Origin of the sequence: Neoroseomonas soli (assembly GCF_018129065.1) — a bacterium.
Classification (GTDB): domain Bacteria; phylum Pseudomonadota; class Alphaproteobacteria; order Acetobacterales; family Acetobacteraceae; genus Neoroseomonas; species Neoroseomonas soli.
Genome location: NZ_JAAEDM010000059.1, coordinates 1 through 22,582 on the forward strand (window position 1 = coordinate 1; position 22,582 = coordinate 22,582).

Sequence of the window (22,582 nt, forward strand, 5' to 3'; positions counted from 1 at the left end):
CACCGGGCGCGGTGCCGGCGCGGCGGCGGCGCCCGCCTCGGCGGCCTCGGCCGGAACCTCGACGGGCGGCGGCGGGGCGACGGCATTGGCGAAGCGGTCGAAGAACTGGTCCGACATCTGCTTCGCCGTGCTGTCGATCAGCCGCGCGCCGAGCTGCGCCATCTTGCCGCCGACCTGCGCCTTCACCGTGTATTTGAGCAGCGTCTCCTCGGGGCCGACTTCCTCGAGCGACACGTCGGCGCCGCCCTTGGCGAAGCCCATGGCCCCGCCATTGCCCTCGCCGCTGATGGTGTAGGAGGCGGGGGCGTTGATGTTCTCGAGCTTCACCTTGCCGCCGAACTTCGCGGCCATCGGCCCGATCTTCAGCGCGACCTTGGCCTCGAAGGCGTCTTCGGCGGTGCGGGTGACGGATTCGCAGCCGGGGATGGCGGCGCGGAGCATCTCGGGGTCGTTCAGCGCGTCCCACACCCGCTGGCGCGGGGCGGGGATGCGGCGCTCGCCGCTCATGTCCATGGGTTGGTCTCCTGTCCGGCGGGCAAACTAGGCCCGGCGGGCGGGGCGGGGGAAGGGGTGCCCCCCCTTGTGGGGGGCGGGGTGATCCTGCAATCACGGGGCGGAGCAGGGGCCAGGCCCCCGCTGCCGAGGGGGGACCGAGAGACGATGCACCTGGCCCGAGCCGCATCCGCCTGCGCGACCGCCGCGATGCTGCTGGCCGGCGCCGCCTCGCCTGCCGCGGCGGCCCCGGCGACGGGGGCGGACCTTTCGCTCGCCTGGGGCATCCCCTTCGCCGGGCTGCTGCTGTCCATCGCGCTGATGCCGCTGGCCGCCGGGCACATATGGCACCACCACTACGGCAAGATCGCCGCGGGCTGGGCGGTGCTGCTGGTGATCCCCTTCGCCATCGCATTCGGGCCGGAACGCGCGGCCACCGAGGTCTGGCACATCCTCCTGCAGGAATACGTCCCGTTCATCGCCCTGCTGCTGGCGCTCTACGTCACCGGCGGAGGGGTGCTGCTGAAGGGATCGCTGGTGGGCACGCCGGCGACCAACACGGCGCTGCTCGCCTTCGGCACGGTGATCGCGAGCCTGATGGGCACGACCGGCGCCTCCATGCTGCTGATCCGCCCCGTGCTGCGGGCGAACGCATTCCGCAAGCGCAAGACGCACACCTTCGTCTTCTTCATCTTCCTGGTCAGCAACATCGGCGGCTCGCTGACGCCGCTCGGCGATCCGCCGCTCTATCTCGGCTTCCTCAAGGGCGTGTCCTTCTTCTGGACCACGACGCACCTCTTCGGGGAATTCCTGACCTGCGCGGCGATCCTGCTCGGCGTGTACTACCTGCTCGATTCCTGGGCCTGGGCGAAGGAGAAGGCCGTCGCACCCGACACCGGCCCGCGCGAGCCGCTGCGCGTCGAGGGCTGGCTCAACCTCGCCCTGGTCGGTGCGGTGGTGGTCATGGTCCTGGCGCAGGGCTACTGGCAGCCCGGCGAGGTCGCCCTCTTCGGCGAACACATCGGCATCGAGCGCCTGATCGGCGTCGCGGTCTTCGTCGGCATCGCCTGGGCTTCGATGCGGTTCACGTCGCTGGAATTGCGGGAGGCGAACGGCTTCGCCTGGGGCGCGATCCTCGAGGTGGCGAAGCTGTTCGCCGCCATCTTCGTGACCATGGCGCCGGTGCTCGCCATCCTGCGCGCCGGGCTGGACGGGGCGGCGGCGCCGCTGGTCGCGCTGACTTCGGACGCGGCGGGGCAGCCGGTGCCCTGGGTGTATTTCTGGCTGACCGGGGCGCTGTCCTCCTTCCTCGACAACGCGCCGACCTACCTGGTGTTCTTCAACCTCGCGGGCGGCGACCCGGCGCACCTGATGACCGACGGTGCGCTGACCCTCGCGGCCATCTCCTGCGGCGCGGTGTTCATGGGCGCCAACTCCTATATCGGCAATGCGCCGAACTTCATGGTGAAGGCCATCGTCGAGGAGAACGGGGAGCGCATGCCCTCCTTCTTCGGCTATTGCGCCTGGGCCGTGGTGTTCCTGATCCCGCTTTTCGTACTGATCACCTTCATCTTCTTCTGAGAGGGGGTTTCCCATGCCCTACGTCATCGCCGACGACCTGCCCGACGAGCCCGCGGGCGTCCGCTTCCGCCGCCTGCTCGACCGGCCTGAGATCCTGCAGATGCCGGGCGCGCATCTCGGCATCGCCGCGCTGCTGGCGAAGAAGCAGGGCTTTCCGGCGCTCTACATGTCCGGCGCGGCGATGTCCGCGACCATGGGCCTGCCGGACCTCGGCATGATCACGGTGGATGACGTCGCCTGGCACATCCGCCAGGTGGTGCGCGCCTCCGCCCTGCCGGTGCTGGTCGATGGCGACACCGGCTACGGCGAGGCGCTCAACGTCATGCACATGGTCCGCACCTTCGAGGAAGCGGGCGCCGGTGCCGTGCACCTCGAGGACCAGTTGCTGCCCAAGAAGTGCGGGCACCTGAATGACAAGAAGCTCGCCTCCGCCGACGACATGGCGGCCAAGGTCGCCGCCGCCCGCAGGGCGCGAAAGAACCTGGTGATCATCGCCCGCACCGACGCCGCCGCCAGCGAGGGGATCGACGGCGCCGTCGCGCGCGCCCGGCGCTACCTCGATGCCGGCGCCGACGCGATCTTCCCCGAGGCGCTGACCACGCGGGAGATGTTCGTCGAGTTCGCCAAGCGCATGCCGGGCGTGAAGCTGCTCGCGAACATGACCGAGTTCGGCCGCACACCCTTCTTCACCGCCGCCGAGTTCCAGGCGATGGGCTACGCGATGGTGATCTGGCCGGTCAGCCACCTGCGCATCGCCGCCCGCGCGATGGAGGAACTCTACGTCGCCATCCGCAATGACGGCGGCACGCAGAACATGGTCGGGCGGATGCAGACGCGCGCGCAGCTCTACGAGACCATCGCCTACCATGACTACGAGGCGCTGGATGCGAGCCTCATCACGACGGTCGTGCCCGAAGGTATGCCGCAGGGCTGAAGCCCCGGTGGCGGGCCGGGGATCGCGCGGGTCCCCGGTCAGTCCACCAGCAGGTTGCCGAGCGCGAAGGCGATGGTTTCCTCGTCGGCGACCGGCGCACGGCGGACGAAGGAACAGAGTTCGGCCACCTGCTGCGGGATCTCGGTCGCCTGGTAGAAGGCGAGCGCCGTGCCGTGCTTCCTGATGGCGTCGATGGTCCAGGTCGCCGCCCGCTCCGAACAGGCGACGCCGCGATCCGCCGCGGCGGCGAGGAGGATCCTCGTGAATTCCTCGTCGGTCGGCCCGTGGACGTGGATCTTGTAGGGCAGGCGGCGAAGGAACGCCGGGTCCATCAGGTCCTGCGGCGAGAGGTTGGTCGAGAAGACCAGCAACTGGTCGAAGGGGATCTGGAAGGACTGCCCGGTGTGCAGCTTCAGGAAGTCGACGCGCCGGTCCATCGGCACGACCCAGCGGTTGAGCAGGGCCTCCGGCCGCACCAGCTGGCGGCCGAAATCGTCGATCAGCAGCACGCCGTTCATCGCCTTGACGTGCAGCGGCGCCTCGTAGAACCGCGCCGTCTCCTCGAACTTGAGGTCGAGCATGTCGAGGCTGAGCTCGCCGCCCGCGGAGACGAACGGCCGCCGGCAGGGCACCCAGCGCGGGTCGAACTCGTCGGCGAAGAGGCTCGCCGAGGTCCCCCGGTCCGCCCCCGCCCCGAGCCGCTTGTGCACCGAGGGGTCGAAGACCTTCACGATCTGCCCGCCCACCTCGAAGCAGTGGGGCACCAGCACCATGGCGCCGAACATCCGCACCATGCGCTCCGCGATCGAGGTCTTGCCGTTGCCCGCCGCGCCATAGAGCAGGATCGAGCGCCCCGAATTCGCCGAGATGCCGACCTTGGCGAGCAGGTCCTCCTTGATGGCGAGCGGGGTGAGGGCGGCGGCGACCTGCTGCGGCAGGATGGTCTCGCTGCGGATGGTCTGCTTGCGGATGCGGTCCGAATAGGCGCTCAGCGAGACGGGGAGGGGGCCGATATAGGCACTGTTGGCCAAGGCCTCGACGGCCATCGACTTGCCGCGCGGCGTCAGCTCCACCCGCAAGTCGCCGGCGACGATGCCGGGCTTCAGTTCGACGATGCTCTGGGCGCGGGCCTGCTCCATCAGCAGGCTCGCGAGCCGGCGGGGGATGGCCAGGGTCTCGGCGATCGTCGCCGTCGTGCCGTGGCCGACCGTGCTCAGGAACTTCACCAGGATGTCGAAGACGATCCGCGAATCGATGCCGAGCTGGGCGAGGTTCTCCGGCGAGGCGGGCAGGCCGTCCTGCAATTCGCTGACCTGGCGGGCGCTGAGCAGGCCCATCTCGACCAGCACGTCGCCCAGCGGGCGGCCGCTGCGGGATTGCCGTTCCAACGCGTCGTTGACGTCGTGGCGGGACAGGAGCTCGAGAGCGACGAGCAGGTCACTGAGACGCAAGGTATGCCTCCGGCTTCCGGGTCGCCCCAGGCGGGCGGCGAATCACGGACCAGGGAGAACGCTAAACGCCGCGTGGCCTCCGGTCCATCATCGCGACCGGGGGCGCCGCCTGTGGCCCCGCCCCGGCGCCGCGGCCGGGCCGGGCGGCGCCGGCACGGAGGCTTGCGCGGCGCCCGCCAGGCGCCATCCTGCGGGGCGTGCCATGCCGCCGCTCCTGATCGGGTCCGAGATCTACCGACGCTCCAGCTACGGGCCGAAGCACCCGCTGGCGATCCCGCGCGTCTCGACGACCCTCGACTTGGTGCGCGCCCTCGGCTGGCTGCCCGCGGCGCAGTACCGCGACAGCCCCATGGCGAGCCCCGAGGACCTCGCGCGCTTCCATGACCCGGACTACGTCGCGGCGCTGCGCCGGGCCGAGGCGACGCAGTCCGTCAGCCCCGAGGACCGCGCACGGTTCCGCATCGGCGCCGACGGCAACCCCATCTACCGGGAGGTCTTCAGCCGACCCGCCACCGGCGCCGGCGGCACCATGCTGGCCGCCCGGCTGACGCGGGAGGGCGGCATCGTCCATGTCCCCGGCGGCGGCACCCACCATGGCCGGCGGGATCGCGCCAGCGGCTTCTGCTACCTGAACGACGCGGTGCTGGGGCTGATGGCCTGGCTCGACCTTGGCCTGACCAACATCCTCTACCTCGACATCGACGCCCATCACGGCGACGGGGTGCAGGATGCCTTCCACGACGACCCGCGCGTCTTCACCCTCTCGGTCCACGAGGAAGGGCGCTGGCCCTTCACCGGCGGGGTCGAGGACCGCGCCGGCGGCCACGCCCGCAACATCCCCGTGCCGGCGGGCTTCAATGACAGCGAGATGCTCTGGGTGCTGCACGAGGCGATCCTGCCCGTCATCCGCCGCCTCCGTCCCGAGGCCATCATGCTCCAGTGCGGCGCCGATGCGCTGGAGGAGGACCCGCTGGCCAGGCTCTCGCTCTCCAACAACGCGCACCGGGCCGTGGCGGCGGCGGTGGTGCGCCTGGCGCCGCGGCTGATCGTGCTCGGCGGCGGCGGCTACAATCCCTGGTCCGTCGCGCGCTGCTGGGCCGGCGTCTGGGGCGTGCTGAACGGCCTGACGATGCCGGAACGCCTGCCGCCCGCGGCCGAGGCGGTGCTGCGCGGGTTGGAATTCCGCCGCGCGGCGGGGCGCAACCCGCCGGAGCACTGGTTCACCACCCTCGCGGACGCATCTCGGCCGGGCGTGGTGCGCGCCGCGGTGCGCCGTGCGGCGGCCGCGGCGGTGGCGGACCTTCCCGCCGACCCGGCCGCCGTGGCATGAGGCGGGAATGATCCTGCGCCGCTCCGTCCTCGCCCTTGCCGCCCTCGCGCCCCTGCCGCTGCGCGCCCAGCCGGGGGTGGACCAACCGCAGCCGCGGCTGCCGACGGAGCCGCTGGTCATCGTCACGCGCGACGGTCGACGCCTGACCTTCACCGTCGAGATGGCGCTCGACTCCGGCCAGCAGATGATCGGCCTGATGTTTCGCCCCGAGGTGAAGCCGGACGAGGGCATGCTGTTCGACTGGGGCACCCCCCGCGAGAGCAGCATGTGGATGCGCAACACCATCGCCTCGCTGGACATGGTGTTCATCGCCGCGGATGGCCGCATCCACCGCATCGCGGAACGGACCGTGCCGCACTCCCTCGCCACGGTGGCGAGCAACGGGCCGGTGCGGGCGACGCTGGAACTGCGCGCGGGCATCACCGAGCAACTCGACATCCGCGCCGGGGACCGGGTGCTGCACCGGGTCTTCGGCACCGCGCCCTGACGCGCGCGCGATGCTGCGCATCCTCGGTAAGGCGTCCTCGATCAACGTCCGCAAGGTGCTGTGGACCTGCGCGGAGATCGGCCTCGATCCGGTGCGGGAGGATTGGGGAAGCGGCTTCGCCGCCACCGACGCGCCGGAGTTCCTGGCGCTGAACCCGAACGGGCTGGTGCCCGTGCTCGTGGATGACAGCGGGCCGCTGTGGGAATCGAACACCATCTGCCGGTATCTCGCGGACCGGCATGGCCGCGCCGACCTGCTGCCGGCGCCATCGCGCGCGCGGGCGCTGGTCGAGCAGTGGATGGACTGGCAGGCGACCGACCTCAACACGTCCTGGCGGCAGGTCTTCATGGCGAGGGTGAGGGGGGACGCCGCCTTCGCCGACCCCGCCCTGGTCGCCGCCGGTGAGCGCGCCTGGAACCGCAACATGGGCATCCTCGACCGCCGCCTGGCCGAAACCGGGGGCCATGTGGCGGGGGAGGGGTTCACGCTCGCGGACATCGTGCTCGGCCTGTCGGTCAATCGCTGGCTGATGACGCCGATGGACCGGCCGGCGCTGCCCGCCGTCTCGGCCTATGCCGAGCGCCTGCGCGCCCGGCCTGGGGCGCTTGCCCACGCCTTCAACGGCACGCCCTGAGCATTGCCAGGGTTGCCCCTGGGCCGCCCCTTCCATAGGGTGCGCCGCGACGGGGCGTGGCGCAGCCTGGCTAGCGCGCCTGTTTTGGGTACAGGAGGTCGTGGGTTCGAATCCCGCCGCCCCGATTGAATGCAGGAATCGCAGTCGATGTCGCAGCAGAAGGGCCTCGCCCGCATCTACCAGCCGCCCAAGTCGGCGATGCAGTCCGGCCGCGCCAAGGCGCAGGGCTGGCTGCTGGAATACGCCCCGGCGGAGGCGAAGCAGCTCGACCCGCTGACCGGCTGGGTCGGCTCGGGCGACATGCGTGGCCAGCTCCGGCTGAACTTCGAATCACGCGAGCAGGCAGTCGCCTATGCCGAGGCCCAGGGCATCGCCTATGAGGCCGAGGCCGAGCCCGCGGCGACGCCCGTGGCGATGAAGCCCAAGGTCTACGCGGACAATTTCCGCTTCGGCCGCTACGAGAACTGGTCGCACTGACCCTTCCGGGGCGTGCTAGAAGCGGCCGGGGCGCCCTTAGCTCAGTTGGATAGAGCATCGACCTTCTAAGTCGAATGTCGGGGGTTCGAATCCCTCAGGGCGCGCCAGATCCATTCAAGATCAGTGCAGCAGGCGGCGGTTTGCAGCAGGGTCGCTGGCCGGCGCCGCTCCCGGGCCGCGCGATGCCCGCGCCCGGTCGTCGGCCGCGCGCGTGTCCCCCTCGACGACCTGCAGCGTCATGCCGGGGATGGCCTCGATCTCCCGGGCCGAACGGCCCGATTCGGCGCGCCGCCGGCCTGCCTCCCTTCGCAGCCCGTTCCGCGAAGCGGTTGATCCACGTCGGTTGAAATGCGCCCCGACCTCGCGCTGCCTCGAGGCATCTGTCGCACCCGAATTCGCGGCTCCGGTGCATTGTCGGCGCGGCCGTGGGGAGCGGCACCCGGCAGCCGCGCACGACTGCCGGGTGGCGCATCGGATCAGCGCGGGTTCACGCCGCACCAGTTGGCGATGAACTTCGCGAGCGTCAGCGTGCAGCGGCGCAGGTCTTCGATCGAGGTGCGTTCGTCGAAGCCGTGGTTGCCCTCGCCCTTCGGCCCGTAGCAGAGCGCCGGGATGCCGTAGTAGCGGCCGTAGTAGCGGGTGTCGTTCACCGCCGTGCTGCGCCGCTCCTCCATCGGCGCGCCATGCACCTCCTGGTGCGTGGCGGCGAGCACGGCCTCGGCCTCGCTGCCCGGCTCCAGCACGAAGCCGTCGGCCTGGAAGCCGTGCCAGACGATCTCGGGCGGGTTGTTGGCCATGAAGTTGTCGCCCTTCGCCGCGTCCTTCACGGCGCGCTCGACACCGGCCATGGCGTCCTTCACTTCCATCGAGGGAAGCAGGCCGATGCGGCAATCCACCTCGCACCAGGCCGGCGTGCTGCTGGCCCAGTCGCCACCCCGGATGATGCCCGGGTTGAACTTGATCGGGCTGGGAATGGCCGCATACCAGGGATCGGAGGCGGCAGCGGCGTTCAGTTGCCGCGTGTGCTCCGTCAGCGCCTGGATCAGGTGGATGGCCGACATGATGGCGTTCGTGCCCTCCTGCGCCCGGGCGACGTGCACCGGCACGCCACGGACCCGCAGGCGGAACCACAGCGTCCCGGTATGCGTGCGGGTGAGGGCGTGGCCGGTCGGCTCCGGGATCAGCGCCGCATCGGCGCGGTAGCCGCGCAGCAGGGTCGAGAGGGCGCCGTTGCCGGTGCTCTCCTCCTCGGTCACGGTCTGGAGGTAGACGTCGGCCGCCGGCTCGAGCCCCGCCTCGCGCAGCGCGTCCATGGCGAAGACCATGCAGGAGACGCCGGCCTTCATGTCGTTGGCGCCGCGCCCATAGAGCCAGCCATCCCGCACCACGCCGGCATAGGGCGGGTGGGTCCACATGTCCTCGGGGCCTTCCGGCACCACGTCGATATGGCCCTGCAGGATCAGGCTGCGGCCGGTCGGGTTCTTCGGCCGGTGCGCCGCGACGACCTGGACAGAACCCGCCGCGTCCACGTCCACCATCGGGGCCGACTTCTCATGCCCGCCGAGGCCGACATCGGCGAGCGTGAAGCGGTCCACGGCGTAGCCGCGCCTGGCGAACTCGCGCGCGACCCAATCCTGCAGCGGCGCCTCCTCGCCGCGCCGGGAGGGAAAGCGCACCAGGTCCTGGAGAAAGGCAACCTGCCTGTCGAACACCGCATCGACGGCGGCGGCAATCCGATCAGGCGCGACGGAATCAGGCATGAGGGCCGGGACTTTCACAACGTTGGGAGAACGGGCTCATTGGGCCGGCGTCGCGTGCAGGGCGTTGGTGTACCAGCTCGGCGAGGCATCGTAGCGCACGCGCGAACGCATGCCGGCCCAGCTTGCCTTGAGGTAGAAGACCGGGATCACCGCGACGTCGTCCATGGCGATGTTCATCGCTTCCGCCGTCAGCGCGTCACGGCGCGTGCGGTCCATGGTCCGCAGCGCCTCGTCCAGCACCCGGTCCATCGCCGGATTGGAATAGTGCTGGCGATTGAAGGGCCCCATCCGCGTGGCGGTGTTGCGCGTCGCCACCACCTGCTGGAGCGTGATCGCCGCGATGTTGGAGGCGTAGGTCGTCATGAACATCGCGAAGTCGCGGTTCGTGGCGCGCGAGAAGACGGTCGCGGTCGGCAGCACCTCCACGGTCGTCACCACGCCGATGCGGGTGAAGCCCTGCGCGATGGCCTGCAGCACCTCGGCATCGCCCGGGAACCAGCCGTTCGGCCCGTGGATCGTCATCCGGAAGCCCTGGGGATAGCCGGCTTCGGCCAGCAGGGCGCGGGCGCGCGCGACGTCGTTGGGGATCGGCGCGCGGTCCGGCGCGCGGCCCAGGACGATCGGCGGGGCGAACTGCTCGGCCGGGCGGCCCTGGCCGGCAAGCAGCCGGTCCACGATGCCCTGGCGGTTGATCGCCATCGACAGCGCGCGGCGAACGCGCACGTCGCGCAGCGGGTTGCGGTCCAGCGGGCGTCCCTGATGATCGGTGATGAACGGTGCCTGCTCGCGCGTCGAGTCCGGGAACAGATAGGCCGTGCCGTTGGCGTCCGTGCTGAAGATCTCGATCCGCCGGTCGGCAGACAGGCGCGCCACGTCCTGGGTCGGGACGCCGTCGATCAGGTCGACGTCGCCGGAGAGCAGCGCCGCGACGCGCGCTCCCGCGCTCGTCACGAAGCGGATCTGCACCCGGTCCCAGGGAGCCGCGGCGCCCCAGAAGTTCGGGTTGCGCTCCACCTCCAACCGGTCGCCGTTGACGTAGGACACGTGCCGGTAGGCGCCCGTGCCGATCATGGCGCGGCCGGTGTTGAAGTCGGCCGTGGTCGCGTTCTCGTGCAGGCGGCGCGACAGGATCATCACCGAGGTCATCTCGCCGTCGAGGAAGGGCGAGGGCTCGCTCGTGCTGATGCGCAGGGTCCGCTCATCGACGATCGTCACGCCCGATACGGTGCGGACGGCCGAGGCGAAGGACCCCGGGCTGTTCGGCACGAGCGGGAGGCGCGCGAAGGAGAACGCGACATCCTCGGCATGCAGCGGCGTTCCGTCATGGAATCGCACGCCTTCCCGCAGCCGGAATTCCCATGTCCGGTCATCGACGATGCGCCAGGACTCGGCGAGGCGCGGGACGATGCGGCCGCTGGTGTCGTAGTCGACCATCGGGTCGAACACCTGGCGGAGCAGCGCGTTGTTGCTGTTGGCCCGGTGGAAGTGCGGGTCCATGGCCGTCGGCACGGACTGGGCCGCGATGGTCAGGACGTTCTGGGCATGGGCCGACGTCGCTGCTGCGCAGAACATCGCGGCGAACAGAAATTTCTTCATGTGATCATTCCCGGCAATCCTGCGTGCAACCTGCCTGCCCAAGTTGAAATGTCAATCAAACGGCCGGATCGCGGATCCGATCCGCGCACTCGCGGGCCTTGAACCTGAAATCAGTTCGTTCGAAGCACGATCGTGCCGGCCATGGCCATCGTTGACCGCGGCCCGGCGCGGCCCGACCCTCGGCACAGCCTGCATCGCACTGAGGAGGATATGTGACGGACGCCCTGCCGCCCCACGGCCTGCCGCTCGGCACCGCGATCCTGACGCCGGCCGGCCCCGTCCAGGTGGAGGATCTCGCACCGGGCATGCTGGTGCTGGCCGTCTCGGGTGCCGGCGCGCCCTTCCAGCCGGTCGCGGCTGTCCGCCGCCGGCGCGTGCCTGGCCCCGCTATCCGCATCCGCGCCGGGACGCTCGCCGAGGGCGCGCCGCAGGAGGACCTGCTGCTGCCGGCGGCCCACGGCCTGCTGCTGGACGGCGCGCTCGTCGCCGCCGAGGAGGTGGTGGATGGCTACGGCATCCTGCGGGAGGAGATGCTGGCGCTCGAGGTGGTGGACATCGTGCTCGACGGCCACGACGCGGTGCTGGCGGCGGGCGCCGCGGTGGAAACCGCCCCGCCGGGGCCGGACGTGCCGTCCTGCGCGCCGCGCCGCCCGGCCAATGGCCCGTTGAAGGCGATGCTCGCCTGGCGGGCAGAGACGCTGGGCTGGGCCCCGCCATCCCCCGATGCTCCGGCGCCCGCGCCCGCGCAGGCGTCGCTTCGCCAACGGCTCACCGCCTCCGCGCTCGGGCCCCCAGGCCCGCCCGCTCCGCCCCTGCGCCCGCCGCGCTGACCGCCTGCGCGGCGTTCCCCTGCCGCGGGGGCTGGCCTAGACTGCGCGAGACATCCCGGAGGATCCGCCATGACCGAAGCCTGCATCGTGGGCTGGGCCCATTCCCCCTTCGGCAGGCTCGAGGACGCCCCGGACCTCGAGACGCTGATGGCCCGCGTCGCCCGCGCCGCGATCGAGGATGCCGGCATCGCGCCGGAGGAGATCGATGGCGGCTTCGTCGGCGTCTTCGGTGAAGGCTTCACGCCGCAGGGCTTCCCGGCCTCGCTCGTGCTGCAGTCCGTGCCGGAGCTGCGGTTCAAGCCGATCACCCGCTTCGAGAACGCCTGCGCCACCGGCTCGGCGGCGATCCACGGCGCGCGGGACTTCCTCGCCTCCGGCCGCGGGCGCTTCGCGCTGGTGGTGGGCGCGGAGAAGATGACCGCGACCCCCGGCCCGAAGGTCGGCGACATCCTGCTCACCGCCTCCTACCGCAAGACGGAGCAGGACATCGAAGGCGGCTTCGCCGGCGTCTTCGGCCGCATCGCAGAGGCCTATTTCCAGCGCCACGGCGACCAGTCCGATGCGCTCGCCGCCATCGCGGCGAAGAACCACAGGAACGGCGTAGACAATCCCTGGGCGCAGATGCGCAAGGACCTCGGCTACGAATTCTGCCGCACCGAGAGCGAGAAGAACCCCTATGTCGCCCGCCCGCTGAAGCGGACCGACTGTTCGCTGGTGAGCGACGGTGCCGCCGCGCTGGTGATGACGGATGCGGAGACGGCCAAGGCCATGAACAAGGCCGTGCGCTTCCGCGCCGCCGTGCAGGTGAACGATTTCCTGCCCATCGCCGCGCGCGACATCGTCCGCTTCGAAGGCGCGCGCGAAGCCTGGTCGCGCGCCTATGCGCAGGCGGGGGTCGGCGTCTCCGACCTTTCCTTCGTCGAGACGCATGACTGCTTCACCATCGCCGAACTCATCGAATACGAGGCGATGGGCCTGGCGCCGGAAGGGCAGGGCGCGCGCGCCGCGCTGGAAGGCTGGACGGCGGCGGGCGGCCGTCTGCCGGTGAACCGCTCCGGCGGGCTGAAGTCGAAGGGGCACCCGATCGGCGCGACCGGCGTCTCGATGCACGTTCTGACGGCGATGCAACTGACCGGTGAGGCCGGGGCGATGCAATTGCCGAAGGCCGATATCGGCGGTGTCTTCAACATGGGCGGCGCGGCAGTGGCGAACTACGTCAGCATCCTCGAACGGGCGCGGTGACCGCGCCCTGCGATTTCGTGAATCAGCCGTTAATCCGATAAGTTCATATTGTGGAGGTTGATTTTCCCTTCACAGTAGAATTTCGGCTGCCGCTGGGGCGGCCCGATCGCTCGTGGAGGCTCGCGCGATGTCCGGCACCTGGTATTCTCCCGACGGCGTTCCGCGCGATCCCAATGCGCCGACCGAGGATGCCGACCGCTATGTCGGCTCGGACGAGGCGGATCACGGGCTCGACTCCGATGGCTATCCGGTCGCCGTCGTCGGCGGCGGCCCCGGCGGGGATACGATGGAGGGCCGAGGGGGTGACGATATCCTCTCCGGCGGCGACGGCGACGACCTCCTGTTCGGCGACGACGGCAACGACCAGCTGCAGGGCGGGCCGGGCGACGACACGCTGAACGGCGGCGCGGGCGACGACTTCATGGATGCCCAGCCCGGCGACGACACGGTGATTGGCGGCGAGGGCATCGACACCGTCGTCTTCAATGGCGCCCACGGCGACTACACCTGGGAAAAGGTGGAAGACGGCTGGATCGTCGTCGACCGCAATGTCAACGACGGCGACGATGGGCGCGACTTCGTCGCCGACGATGTCGAGTACGCCTTCTTCAACGGCTCGGAGGAACTGGTCGAGGTCCCCTGCTTCACCGCCGGCACCATGATCGCCACGCCGGAGAGGGAGAGGCCGGTCGAGGAACTTCGCATCGGGGACCCGGTGCTGACCGCCGACGGGCGCGCGGTGCCCGTGGTCTTCGCCGGGCGCAGCACGGTGCGGGCGCGCAGCGCCCGCGGCGCGCTCGGCACCCCCGTCCTGATCCGTGCCGGTGCGCTCGCCGAGAATGTGCCGGCGCGGGACCTGTACGTCTCCCCCCATCACGGCATGGTGGTGGACGGCATGCTGGTCTTCGCGAAGGCGCTGGTGAACGGCCTGTCGATCCTGGACGCGCCCGCACCGGCCGAGATCTTCACCTATTTCCACATCGAGACCGAGGCCCACGAGGTTATCGTCGCCAACGGCGCGCCGACCGAGACCTTCTGCGACAACATCCCGCGCGAGGCCTTCGACAACCACGCCGAATTCCTTGCCCTCTACCCCGAGGGGCGCGAGATCGGCGAGATGGACCTGCCGCACGCAAAATCCCGCCGGCAAGTGCCGGCCGCGACGCTGACGCGGCTCGCCGCCCGCGCCGCGGAGCTGTGCGGCGCCCCGATGCGGGCGGCCGCGTGAGGGGTTCCCGCATGCCCGCCCCTGGCGCCGTCCATGCCGCCGGCAGTGCTGCCGGTGCGATTGGCGTGGCCCATGGGGCTTGCACCACCCATGGGTCATGCCAGTCCCATGCGATCGGCATGATCCGCGCCACCCACGAAGCATCCGGCGTCGGGATGGTCCTGCGGCAGGCGGTTTAGCGCGGATCCCGATCAGGTGGATTCACCCGATCGGGTGAAGATGCTCGCACAAACAATGATCTGGAGCGGCGAACGTGAGCCGTGGCGAACGGAAGGCGCTCTGGCCTTTCTCGATGAAGCCTTGGGGCCGCCCGGCGAGGGGCGTCCCGACCCTTTCCGCCTGCCGATCCGCGGAACGCGAAGCGAAGGGCAAGCCGGGAGCCGACGGAGCCATGCGTTATCCATCCTTTGTTCATCCGCGCCGGGCGAGATTGGCAGCCGGAACCCGAACCGGCAGCACCACGCCGGCGCCGAGGGGACCGGGTAAAGACGGACGGATCGCGATGGACGGGATGGCCGAGGCGGGGACGGCGACGCGGCCCTACAGGGCGCCCGGCAGGGGGCAGATCGCCGCCGCCGCGCTCGAGACCCTGCCCGAGGGCGTCGTCAGCTTCGATGCCAGGCTGCGCGTCGGCCTGGTCAGCGGTCGCGCCGGGGCCCTGCTGGGCCTTGCGCGCGCCGGGCGCCACGTCCATGGCCTCGCGGAACTGCTCGAAGCCAGCCCGCGCCTCGACCGCGACGCGACGGCGGCACTGATCGCAGCCTGCCTCGACGCCACCACGCCGGAGGCGGAGGCGGGCGCCGACCTGCGCCTGGACGGTGCGCCGGGTCTGCGGTTCGGCATCCGTCGCGCGACCGCCGGCACCTGGGTGCTGAGCATCGTCGTCGACACGGCGCTCGCCGGGGGCGGCGGCGTCGATCCGCTCACCGGCCTCGCCGACCGCGCGATGTTCGAGGCTCGGCTTGCCGCCGCGCTCGACCGCCCCGCACGCCGACGCGTCGGCTCGGCAGTGCTCCTTTGCGAACTCGAGGGCATCCGCGCCGTGAACCAGGTGCTCGGCCACGCCATCGGGGAGGACTTGCTGCGCGCCGCCGCGCGCCGGCTCCAGGCCGCGGTGCGCGACGGCGACCTGGTGGCCCGCATGGCAGGCGAGGAATTCGCCGTGCTGCAGAGCGAGGTCGCGGACGCGGCCCACGCCGCCGCGCTGGCCGGGCGGATGGTGGACCTGCTCGGCCGCCCCTACCTCATCGGCGGGGAAACGGTGGTGGTGACGCCGCGGATCGGCGTCTCGGTCGCACCGGGCGACGGGTCCGAGGCGTCCCTGCTGCTGCGCCGCGCCGCCATGGCGCGACATGCGGTGCCGGCCAGCAGCGATGGCGCCTGGCGCCGCTTCAGCCCCGACATGGACGCCCACTGGCAGGAGACCCGCGCGCTGGAGGCCGCGCTCCGCCTCGCGGTGGCCGACGACCAGTTCGAACTCCATTTCCAGCCGCAAGTGGCGTTGCCTGCCGGCCGGCTCACGGGATTCGAGGCGCTGATCCGCTGGCGCCACCCCAAGCGTGGCCTGCTTGGCCCCTCGCAGTTCCTGCCGGTCGCCGAGCGCCTCGGGTTGATGCGCCGCATCGGCGCCTGGGTGCTGAGGGAGGCCTGCCACGCCGCGGCGTCCTGGCCGGCGGGGCTGCAGGTCGCGGTCAATCTCTCCCCCTGCCAGCTCGACGACGGGGCGCTGCCTGCGACGGTCGCTTCCGCGTTGAAGGACAGCGGCCTGCCGCCCGGCCGCCTCGAACTGGAGGTGACCGAGACGGTGCTGCTCGCCAGTGGTGATTCCGCGCTGGCGCAGTTGCAGGCGCTGCGGGACCGGGGCGTCGGTATCGCGATGGACGATTTCGGCACCGGCCATTCCTCCCTCACGCAGCTGCGCGCCTTCCCCTTCGACCGGCTGAAGATCGACCGTTCCTTCGTGAAGGACCTGCCCGCCGGCGAAGACGCCATGGCGATCATGCGGGCGGTGACAGGGCTCGGCCGCAGCCTCGGCATCGCGGTGACGGCGGAGGGGGTGGAAACCGAGCCGCAACTGCGCGCCCTGCTCGCCGAGGGCTGCGACGCCGCGCAGGGCTATCTCATCGGTCGGCCGGTGCCGGGAAGCCAGGTGCCCGCGGTGATCGCCCGCCTCGCGGCGCCCGTGATGGCCTGAAGCGGGCGGCGCGCAGCGCCCAACCCGTCGCGCGCGGGGTCGGTGCGGCGGCGGCGGCGCGCAACATCAAGGGCGCAGCGGCAGCAGCCGGCTTCGAGGCATGTCATCGAACGCAGCCGCCCGCATGGGCGCGCGCCTTCAGCGCGGCATCGCCGCCAGCGCCGGGGCTTCCTTCCGCAGGGCCTCGAGCACGCGGGGGTCGAACTGCGAAGGGTCTATCCGGCCATCGCCCTCGAGCATGCGCGCCAGCGCCTCCCCATGCTCCTGCGCATCCTTGTAGGGGCGGTCGGAACGCAGCGCGTCATATACATCGGCCACGGCGACCAGGCGGGCGGCGAGGGGGGTCGCCTCCCCCTTCAACCCGGCCGGATAGCCGCTGCCGTCCCAGCGCTCGTGGTGCATCAGGGCGATGACCGCGGCCAGCCGCATCCAGGAACTCTGCGCATGGGCGAGGATGCTCGCGCCGAGCACGGTATGGCGCTCCATCACCCGGCGAGCTTCGGGGTCGAGCACGTGTCGGTGGCCGAGCACGCCCTCGGGCAGCGACATCTTGCCGATGTCATGCAGCGCGGCCGCTCGTTCGAGAAGGGCCTGCTGCGCCTCGTCGATGCCGAGGCTCGCCGCCAACATCGCCGAGATCCGCCCGACCCGCACCGGGTGCTCGCGGCCCTCCGGGTCCGTCGCCATCAGGCGGGAGACAAGGCCCTCGAGCGCCTCGTCATGCGAGATGCAGATGCAGGGCCAAGGGTCGGAGCCGCAGCACTGCGCATCGCGCATCTGCCCGCACCGCGGGCAGACCGAGGCGAATTCTGCGTGGACCAGGGATATTGCATTCATGCCGGATGTCACGGGGCACCACCGCCCTGATCAAGCCTGCAATCTAGATGCGGTCCGCGTCTCCTAAAAGACGCCGGTTCACGAAAATTCGTTCATACTTCGGATGGCGGAACCAGCACCACGGCCGCGGCCTGGGCGGCGATGCCTTCGCCACGGCCGGTGAAGCCGAGCCGCTCGCTGGTGGTCGCCTTGACCGAGACGGCACCGACCGCAACGCCGAGCAGTTCCGCCAGCCTTGCCCGCATCGCCTCGGCATGGGGGGCGATCTTCGGGCGCTCGCAGATCAGCGTCACGTCGGCATTCGCGAGCACGCCGCCGCGCACGGCGATCCGCCCCGCCGCGTGGCGCAGGAAGCGGGCGCTGTCGGCATCCTTCCACTCCGCCTCGGAGGGGGGGAACCAGCGGCCGATGTCGCCCTCGGCCAGCGCGCCGTAGATCGCGTCGCACAACGCATGGATGCCGACATCGGCGTCCGAATGGCCCGACAGGCCGAGCGGATGCGGGACGGTGACGCCGCAGAGGATGAGCGGCCGCCCCTCGACCAGGCGATGCACGTCGAACCCGGTGCCCATGCGGGGGATGAGGCGGGCGGCGAGATGGGCTTCCACGCGGACGAGGTCCTCCGGCCAGGTGATCTTCACGTTGCTCTCCGACCCCGGCACGAGGGCCACGGTCAGGCCCGCCGCTTCGAGCAGGGCGGCGTCGTCGGTGGCATTGCCGTCGCCGGCGCGATGGGCCGCGAGCAGCGCATCGAAGCGGAAGGCCTGCGGGGTCTGGGCGCGGAAAAGGCCCTCCCGCGGGACGGTCTCGAGGATGCGCCCGCCCGTGCCGCGCTTGAGCGTATCGGACACCGGTTGGGCGGGAATCGCGCCGGGGGCTGCCGCCAGCGCGGCGACCAACCCGGCGATGGCGCCCTCCGGCACTACCGGCCGCGCCGCGTCATGCACCAGCACCATGGCCGGCGGGTCGGCGGCGAGTGCCTCCAGCCCATTGCGGACGCTGTCGGCCCGTGTCGCGCCGCCGACGACGGGGGGCAGCACGGGCAGCCCTGCAAGCAGGGTGGCGACGCGATCCTGCTCGCCCTCCGCCACCACGGGCAGGACGCGCCGGACCAGGCCGCCGCGCAGCAGCGCCTCCGCGGCGTGGCGGATCACGGGCCTGCCGAGCAGCGGCAGGTACTGCTTGGGCACCGGCGCCCCGAAACGGGTGCCGGTGCCGGCGGCCATCAGCAGGGCGTCGATCGTCATCGGTGGCTCCGGCCCGGAAGGGACCGGGGCGTTAGCCTATTTGCGGCGGTTGTCCAGCGCGAAGGCGCCGCCGCCGGCGAAGACCAGGTACAGGAAGACGAAGGAGTAGAGGATGGCGGCATCGCCGCCGTTCAGCACGGGATAGGGGCTGCGCGGCGCATGCGCCATCCAGTAGGCCGCGGCCATGAGGCCGGAGCACACGAAGGCCACCGGCCGGACCCGGAGCCCGACGACGAGCAGCGCCCCGCCCACGATCTCGACGATTCCGGCGATGCCGTAGATGGAGAACAGCGCGGGCCCGCCGCCGCCGTTCGGCCCCGCGGGGAAGCCAAGAAGCTTCTGCGTTCCGTGCTCGAAGAAGATGAGGGCCGCGACGATGCGAAGCACGCCGAGCGCGTAGGGCGCCCAGCGGTCGAGAATTGGCATTGCGATGGTCCCGGCACTGTTATGGTTATGCCTCGGACAATGACTTCTCATACGATGGCGATCAACGGGTGGAACCGCGACGGCGGATCATCCGGCTGATCTGTCCGTTTCAGCGGCATTTCCGGCCATGCGGAGTTGCCGAACAGGGGGGCAGCGCCTATTCTGCCCAAATCATGAGCAATGAATCCGAGGCCGGCCCCCAGCCGGCTGGCCTGTCGCCGATCGACCTCGGCGGCGTGGTCATCGCGACCCCGGTCATCCTCGCACCCATGTCGGGCGTGACGGACCTGCCGTTCCGGCGGCTGTCGCGCGCCCTCGGCGCGCCGATGGTGGTCAGCGAGATGATCGCCTCCCAGGCCATGGTGCGGGAGAACCGGCAGACGCTGAAGATGGCCGAGGTGGACGGCTTCGGCGGCCCGGCCTCGGTCCAGCTCGCGGGCTGCGACCCGGAGACGATGGCGGAAGCCGCGCGGCTGGTGGTCGATCGCGGCGCGGCGATCGTGGACATCAATTTCGGCTGCCCGGTGAAGAAGGTGGCCGTCGGGCAGAGTGCCGGCTCGGCGCTGATGCGCGACGAACTCGCCGCCGCCCGCATCCTGGAAGCCACGGTGAAGGCCGTGCGCGTCCCGGTGACGCTGAAGATGCGCATGGGCTGGGACCACAACAGCCTGAACGCCCCGCGCCTCGCCCGCATCGCGGAGGAGAGCGGCATCCGCATGGTCACGGTCCATGGCCGCACCCGGCAGATGTTCTACACCGGCATCGCGGACTGGGACTTCATCCGCTCCGTCAAGGAAGCCGTGAAGATCCCCGTCATCGCCAATGGCGACATCATCACGGCGGAGAACGCCGAAGACGCGCTGCGCCGCTCCGGCGCGGACGGCGTGATGATCGGCCGCGGCTGCTACGGGCGCCCCTGGTTCCCCGCGGCCGTCGCCGCGCGCCTCGCCGGTGGCGATGGCGCGGAGCCGGTGCTCGCCGAGCAGAAGCGCATCCTGCTCGAGCATTACGAGGACATGCTGACGCATCACGGCCGCGACCCGGGCGTGCGCCTCGCGCGCAAGCATGTCGCCTGGTATTCGAAGGGCCTGCCGGGCTCGGCCGAATTCCGCGTGCAGGTGAACCGCTGCGATACGCCGGATGCCGTGCGCGACCTGATCCACGCCTTCTACGACCCGCTCATCGAGCGCGGCGTCGAGGCGGTGCGCGACGCCTTCCGGGAAGCCGGCGAGGATCGGCTCGCCGCATGAAGGGCGGGCTGCTCCGCCGTGCCGTGCGGCCCGCCTCCTGGCGCGGCAAGGCGGTGCCGGACGCGACGGCGATCCTCGGCGCGATCCCGGTGCCGGTCGTCGTGCTGGACGAGGCGAACCGCTTCGTCAGCGCCAATGCGGCGGCGGAACTGTTCTTCCGCACCTCCGCCTCCACGCTGGCACAACTCGGCCTCGCCGACCTGTTGCCGGAGGACAGCCGGCTCTTCGCGGTGATCGACCAGGTGCGCCGGCTCGAGGCCCGCGTCTCCGACCACGACCTGACGCTGGAAAGCCCGCGGCTGGAACGCCGCGGCGTCAGCGTCCACGCCGCGCCGCTGCCCGAACTGCCGGGCAGCGTGGTGCTGACGCTGGAAGACGGTTCGACCGCGCAGATGCTCGACCGGCAGCTGAACTTCCGCGGCGCAGCGCGCGGCGCCTCGGCGATGGCGGCGATGCTGGCGCATGAGGTGAAGAACCCGCTCTCCGGCATCCGCGGCGCGGCGCAGCTGCTCGAACAGAATGCGGGGGAGGGCGACCGGGAGCTCTGCCTGCTGATCCAGGACGAGGCCGACCGCATCCGTGGGCTCGTGGACCGCTTCGACATGTTCTCGGAGCGACCGGTGGACCTCGGCCCGGTGAACATCCACCAGGTGCTGGACCATGTCCGGCGCATCGCGGCGACCGGCTTCGCCTCCCACCTGCGGATCGTCGAGGAATACGACCCCTCCCTGCCGGCGGTCTGGGGCAACCGGGACCTGCTTGTGCAGATCCTGCTCAATCTGGTGAAGAATGCGGCAGAGGCTGTCGATCCCCTGGGCGGGGAGATCGTGCTCTCCACCGCCTATCATCATGGCGTGCGCATCGCCGTGCCCGGTTCCAGCGACCGCGTGCACCTCCCGTTGCAGGTGAGCGTGCGCGACAACGGGCCTGGAATTGCCGAGGAAGTCCGCGGCACGGTTTTTGAACCCTTCGTCAGCACGAAGCGGGGCGGGCAGGGGCTCGGGCTCGCTCTCGTCGCGAAACTGGTTGCGGACCAGGGCGGGCTGATCGAGTGCGACAGCAGGCCTGGCAGGACCGTGTTCCGGCTTTCGTTGCCCACCCCACCGCCGGGAAGCCTCGGGACCGCCCAATGACTGACGCCCGCACCATCCTCATCGCCGACGACGACCGCGCCATCCGCACCGTGCTGAGCCAGGCGCTCGGCCGGTCCGGGTACCAGGTGCGGGCGACGTCATCGGCCTCCACCCTCTGGCGCTGGGTGGAGGATGGGGAAGGGGACCTCGTCATCACCGACGTGGTGATGCCCGACGAGAACGGGCTCGACCTCGTCCCACGCATCCGCCGCGTGCGCCCCGACCTGCGCGTGGTGGTGATGAGCGCGCAATCGACCTTCGCCACAGCGTTGAAGGCCACCCAGCGCGGCGCCTTCGAATACCTGCCCAAGCCCTTCGACCTGAAGGAACTGCTCGCGGTGGTCGAGCGCGCCCTGGCGAGCCCGGCCGAACCGAGCGCCGCGGTGCAGGAGCCGGAGGGCGAGAAGCTTCCCCTCGTCGGCCGTTCCCAGGCGATGCAGGAGATCTACCGCACCGTCGCCCGTCTCACGACCACCGACCTCACGGTGATGATCACGGGCGAGAGCGGCACCGGCAAGGAACTCGTCGCCCGCGCCCTGCACGACTACGGCAAGCGCCGCACCGGCCCCTTCGTGGCCATCAACATGGCCGCCATCCCGCGCGAACTGATCGAGGCCGAACTATTCGGTCATGAGCGCGGCGCCTTCACCGGCGCCCTCAACCGCGGCATCGGCCGCTTCGAGCAGGCTGCCGGAGGCACGCTGTTCCTCGACGAGATCGGCGACATGCCGCCCGAGGCGCAGACCCGCCTGTTGCGCGTATTGCAGGAAGGGGAATTCACCACCGTCGGCGGCCGCCAGCCGATCAAGGCCAATGTCCGCATCGTCGCCGCGACGCACCGCGACCTGCGGCAACTGATCCGCCAGGGGTTGTTCCGCGAGGATCTTTTCTACCGCCTGAACGTCGTGCCCATCCGCCTGCCGCCACTGCGCGAGCGGATGGAGGACATCCCGCTGCTGGCGCGCCATTTCCTCGACCGCGCGCGCGCCGCCGGCCTGCCGGGCAAGCAGCTCTCCTCCGAGGCGCTGGACGCGCTCAAGGGCCATGCCTGGCCGGGCAATGCCCGTGAGCTTGAGAACCTGATGCGGCGCCTCGCCGCGCTCTACCCGCAGGAGGTGATCGGCCCCGACGCCGTCGCCGCCGAACTGGTCGAGGCCGTCCAGCCCGCCGGACCCGACGGCCAGGCCCACCCCGCAACCCTGGAGCAGGCGGTGGAGCGCCACCTGCAGACCTTCATGGCGGCGCACAAGGACGGGATGCCGGTGCGCGACCTCTATGAGCGCGTCCTGGCCGAGGTGGAGCGGCCATTGCTGCGCCTCGCCCTCGGTGCGACAAGGGGCAATCAGATCAAGGCGGCGGCCATGCTCGGTCTCAATCGCAACACGCTGCGCAAGAAGATCCGCGAGCTCGAACTGCCCGTGGTGCGCGGCCTGTCGTGACCATGCGTAGGCCC

General features: G+C 70.9%; 20 protein-coding genes and 2 tRNA genes. 15 read left to right on the top strand and 7 right to left on the bottom strand.

Translation table 11 applies throughout. The features are described from left to right. Positions 1-513 (bottom strand): SRPBCC family protein (locus GXW76_RS18110; RefSeq protein ID WP_211863505.1); only part of this gene is annotated, 513 nt, incomplete at its 3' end. A 147-nt stretch (positions 514-660) separates the two neighbouring features. Between GXW76_RS18110 and GXW76_RS18115 the strand changes: the two genes are divergently transcribed. Both GXW76_RS18115 and prpB read left to right on the top strand, forming a co-directional pair. Continuing rightward, on the top strand, positions 661-2,073 hold the full coding sequence (locus GXW76_RS18115) for a sodium:proton antiporter (protein WP_211863506.1): 1,413 nt from the start codon (positions 661-663) through the stop codon (positions 2,071-2,073). A gap of 13 nt (positions 2,074-2,086) precedes the next feature. Beyond that, entirely contained in the window at positions 2,087-3,007 is a 921-nt protein-coding gene (prpB, locus tag GXW76_RS18120) for a methylisocitrate lyase (RefSeq protein WP_211863507.1), read from the top strand. A gap of 38 nt (positions 3,008-3,045) precedes the next feature. Here the strand turns inward: prpB and GXW76_RS18125 are convergent, their stop codons facing one another. Beyond that, a complete protein-coding gene (locus GXW76_RS18125; RefSeq protein WP_211863508.1) occupies positions 3,046-4,458 on the bottom strand; it encodes an ATP-binding protein in 1,413 nt (470 codons plus the stop codon). Between the two features lie 202 nt (positions 4,459-4,660). Here GXW76_RS18125 and GXW76_RS18130 point away from each other — a divergent pair, with 202 nt between their 5' ends. The 6 genes from GXW76_RS18130 (at position 4,661) to GXW76_RS18155 (ending at position 7,493) form a co-directional block, all read left to right on the top strand. Then, positions 4,661-5,788, top strand: coding sequence for an acetoin utilization protein AcuC (locus tag GXW76_RS18130; RefSeq protein WP_211863509.1), 1,128 nt, complete (start codon positions 4,661-4,663; stop codon positions 5,786-5,788). A gap of 7 nt (positions 5,789-5,795) precedes the next feature. Beyond that, the gene (locus GXW76_RS18135; protein WP_246514495.1) at positions 5,796-6,275 is read left to right on the top strand and encodes a DUF192 domain-containing protein; all 480 of its coding nucleotides are present in this window, start codon (positions 5,796-5,798) and stop codon (positions 6,273-6,275) included. A gap of 10 nt (positions 6,276-6,285) precedes the next feature. Beyond that, on the top strand, positions 6,286-6,909 hold the full coding sequence (locus tag GXW76_RS18140; protein WP_211863510.1) for a glutathione S-transferase family protein: 624 nt from the start codon (positions 6,286-6,288) through the stop codon (positions 6,907-6,909). A gap of 50 nt (positions 6,910-6,959) precedes the next feature. Next, positions 6,960-7,034 (top strand) — tRNA-Pro (locus tag GXW76_RS18145). 22 nt (positions 7,035-7,056) lie between these two features. Beyond that, the gene (locus GXW76_RS18150) at positions 7,057-7,386 is read left to right on the top strand and encodes an ETC complex I subunit (RefSeq protein WP_211863511.1); all 330 of its coding nucleotides are present in this window, start codon (positions 7,057-7,059) and stop codon (positions 7,384-7,386) included. 30 nt (positions 7,387-7,416) lie between these two features. After that, positions 7,417-7,493: transfer RNA gene (locus tag GXW76_RS18155), tRNA-Arg, on the top strand. Positions 7,494-7,862: 369 nt separating this feature from the next. Here the strand turns inward: GXW76_RS18155 and GXW76_RS18160 are convergent. Further along, a complete protein-coding gene (locus GXW76_RS18160) occupies positions 7,863-9,146 on the bottom strand; it encodes an ArgE/DapE family deacylase (protein ID WP_211863512.1) in 1,284 nt (427 codons plus the stop codon). 36 nt (positions 9,147-9,182) lie between these two features. Beyond that, entirely contained in the window at positions 9,183-10,742 is a 1,560-nt protein-coding gene (locus GXW76_RS18165; protein ID WP_211863513.1) for an ABC transporter substrate-binding protein, read from the bottom strand. 212 nt (positions 10,743-10,954) lie between these two features. Between GXW76_RS18165 and GXW76_RS18170 the strand changes: the two genes are divergently transcribed. The 4 genes from GXW76_RS18170 (at position 10,955) to GXW76_RS18185 (ending at position 16,236) form a co-directional block, all read left to right on the top strand. Continuing rightward, a complete protein-coding gene (locus tag GXW76_RS18170) occupies positions 10,955-11,572 on the top strand; it encodes a Hint domain-containing protein (protein ID WP_211863514.1) in 618 nt (205 codons plus the stop codon). A gap of 69 nt (positions 11,573-11,641) precedes the next feature. After that, positions 11,642-12,814 (top strand): acetyl-CoA acetyltransferase, encoded by a 1,173-nt coding sequence (locus GXW76_RS18175; protein WP_211863515.1) that lies wholly within the window; start codon positions 11,642-11,644, stop codon positions 12,812-12,814. 127 nt (positions 12,815-12,941) lie between these two features. Beyond that, positions 12,942-14,042, top strand: a complete 1,101-nt coding sequence (locus tag GXW76_RS18180) for a Hint domain-containing protein (RefSeq protein ID WP_211863516.1) — start codon at positions 12,942-12,944, stop codon at positions 14,040-14,042. A gap of 502 nt (positions 14,043-14,544) precedes the next feature. After that, positions 14,545-16,236, top strand: coding sequence for a putative bifunctional diguanylate cyclase/phosphodiesterase (locus tag GXW76_RS18185; RefSeq protein WP_211863517.1), 1,692 nt, complete (start codon positions 14,545-14,547; stop codon positions 16,234-16,236). A gap of 138 nt (positions 16,237-16,374) precedes the next feature. Here GXW76_RS18185 and GXW76_RS18190 read toward each other — a convergent pair whose 3' ends face one another. The 3 genes from GXW76_RS18190 to GXW76_RS18200 all read right to left on the bottom strand — a co-directional run bounded on the left by GXW76_RS18190 (position 16,375) and on the right by GXW76_RS18200 (position 18,746). Then, entirely contained in the window at positions 16,375-17,073 is a 699-nt protein-coding gene (locus tag GXW76_RS18190) for an HD-GYP domain-containing protein (RefSeq protein ID WP_211863518.1), read from the bottom strand. A gap of 92 nt (positions 17,074-17,165) precedes the next feature. Then, positions 17,166-18,320, bottom strand: coding sequence for a bifunctional 2-C-methyl-D-erythritol 4-phosphate cytidylyltransferase/2-C-methyl-D-erythritol 2,4-cyclodiphosphate synthase (locus GXW76_RS18195; RefSeq protein WP_211863519.1), 1,155 nt, complete (start codon positions 18,318-18,320; stop codon positions 17,166-17,168). Between the two features lie 36 nt (positions 18,321-18,356). Continuing rightward, positions 18,357-18,746, bottom strand: a complete 390-nt coding sequence (locus tag GXW76_RS18200; RefSeq protein ID WP_211863520.1) for a DoxX family protein — start codon at positions 18,744-18,746, stop codon at positions 18,357-18,359. Positions 18,747-18,919: 173 nt separating this feature from the next. On the opposite strand from GXW76_RS18200, the gene dusB reads away from it, so the two are divergent. Genes dusB through ntrC form a run of 3 tightly spaced genes read left to right on the top strand, consistent with a single transcriptional unit; the run spans position 18,920 to position 22,568 of the window. Then, a complete protein-coding gene (gene dusB / locus GXW76_RS18205) occupies positions 18,920-19,996 on the top strand; it encodes a tRNA dihydrouridine synthase DusB (RefSeq protein ID WP_211863521.1) in 1,077 nt (358 codons plus the stop codon). Continuing rightward, positions 19,993-21,129, top strand: coding sequence for a two-component system sensor histidine kinase NtrB (locus GXW76_RS18210; protein WP_211863522.1), 1,137 nt, complete (start codon positions 19,993-19,995; stop codon positions 21,127-21,129). Before dusB ends, GXW76_RS18210 begins: the two co-directional genes overlap by 4 nt. Continuing rightward, the gene (gene ntrC / locus GXW76_RS18215; RefSeq protein WP_211863523.1) at positions 21,126-22,568 is read left to right on the top strand and encodes a nitrogen regulation protein NR(I); all 1,443 of its coding nucleotides are present in this window, start codon (positions 21,126-21,128) and stop codon (positions 22,566-22,568) included. Before GXW76_RS18210 ends, ntrC begins: the two co-directional genes overlap by 4 nt. Positions 22,569-22,582: the final 14 nt, after the last annotated feature.

Bases quoted from the DNA above. Each gene is read 5' to 3' on its own strand.
- GXW76_RS18115 (WP_211863506.1), top strand. From the start codon at position 661: ATGCACCTGGCCCGAGCCGCATCCGCCTGCGCGACCGCCGCGATGCTG.
- prpB (WP_211863507.1), top strand. From the start codon at position 2,087: ATGCCCTACGTCATCGCCGACGACCTGCCCGACGAGCCCGCGGGCGTC.
- GXW76_RS18130 (WP_211863509.1), top strand. From the start codon at position 4,661: ATGCCGCCGCTCCTGATCGGGTCCGAGATCTACCGACGCTCCAGCTAC.
- GXW76_RS18135 (WP_246514495.1), top strand. From the start codon at position 5,796: ATGATCCTGCGCCGCTCCGTCCTCGCCCTTGCCGCCCTCGCGCCCCTG.
- GXW76_RS18140 (WP_211863510.1), top strand. From the start codon at position 6,286: ATGCTGCGCATCCTCGGTAAGGCGTCCTCGATCAACGTCCGCAAGGTG.
- GXW76_RS18150 (WP_211863511.1), top strand. From the start codon at position 7,057: ATGTCGCAGCAGAAGGGCCTCGCCCGCATCTACCAGCCGCCCAAGTCG.
- GXW76_RS18160 (WP_211863512.1), bottom strand. From the start codon at position 9,146: ATGCCTGATTCCGTCGCGCCTGATCGGATTGCCGCCGCCGTCGATGCG.
- GXW76_RS18165 (WP_211863513.1), bottom strand. From the start codon at position 10,742: ATGAAGAAATTTCTGTTCGCCGCGATGTTCTGCGCAGCAGCGACGTCG.
- GXW76_RS18175 (WP_211863515.1), top strand. From the start codon at position 11,642: ATGACCGAAGCCTGCATCGTGGGCTGGGCCCATTCCCCCTTCGGCAGG.
- GXW76_RS18180 (WP_211863516.1), top strand. From the start codon at position 12,942: ATGTCCGGCACCTGGTATTCTCCCGACGGCGTTCCGCGCGATCCCAAT.
- GXW76_RS18185 (WP_211863517.1), top strand. From the start codon at position 14,545: ATGGACGGGATGGCCGAGGCGGGGACGGCGACGCGGCCCTACAGGGCG.
- GXW76_RS18190 (WP_211863518.1), bottom strand. From the start codon at position 17,073: ATGAATGCAATATCCCTGGTCCACGCAGAATTCGCCTCGGTCTGCCCG.
- GXW76_RS18195 (WP_211863519.1), bottom strand. From the start codon at position 18,320: ATGACGATCGACGCCCTGCTGATGGCCGCCGGCACCGGCACCCGTTTC.
- GXW76_RS18200 (WP_211863520.1), bottom strand. From the start codon at position 18,746: ATGCCAATTCTCGACCGCTGGGCGCCCTACGCGCTCGGCGTGCTTCGC.
- dusB (WP_211863521.1), top strand. From the start codon at position 18,920: ATGAGCAATGAATCCGAGGCCGGCCCCCAGCCGGCTGGCCTGTCGCCG.
- GXW76_RS18210 (WP_211863522.1), top strand. From the start codon at position 19,993: ATGAAGGGCGGGCTGCTCCGCCGTGCCGTGCGGCCCGCCTCCTGGCGC.
- ntrC (WP_211863523.1), top strand. From the start codon at position 21,126: ATGACTGACGCCCGCACCATCCTCATCGCCGACGACGACCGCGCCATC.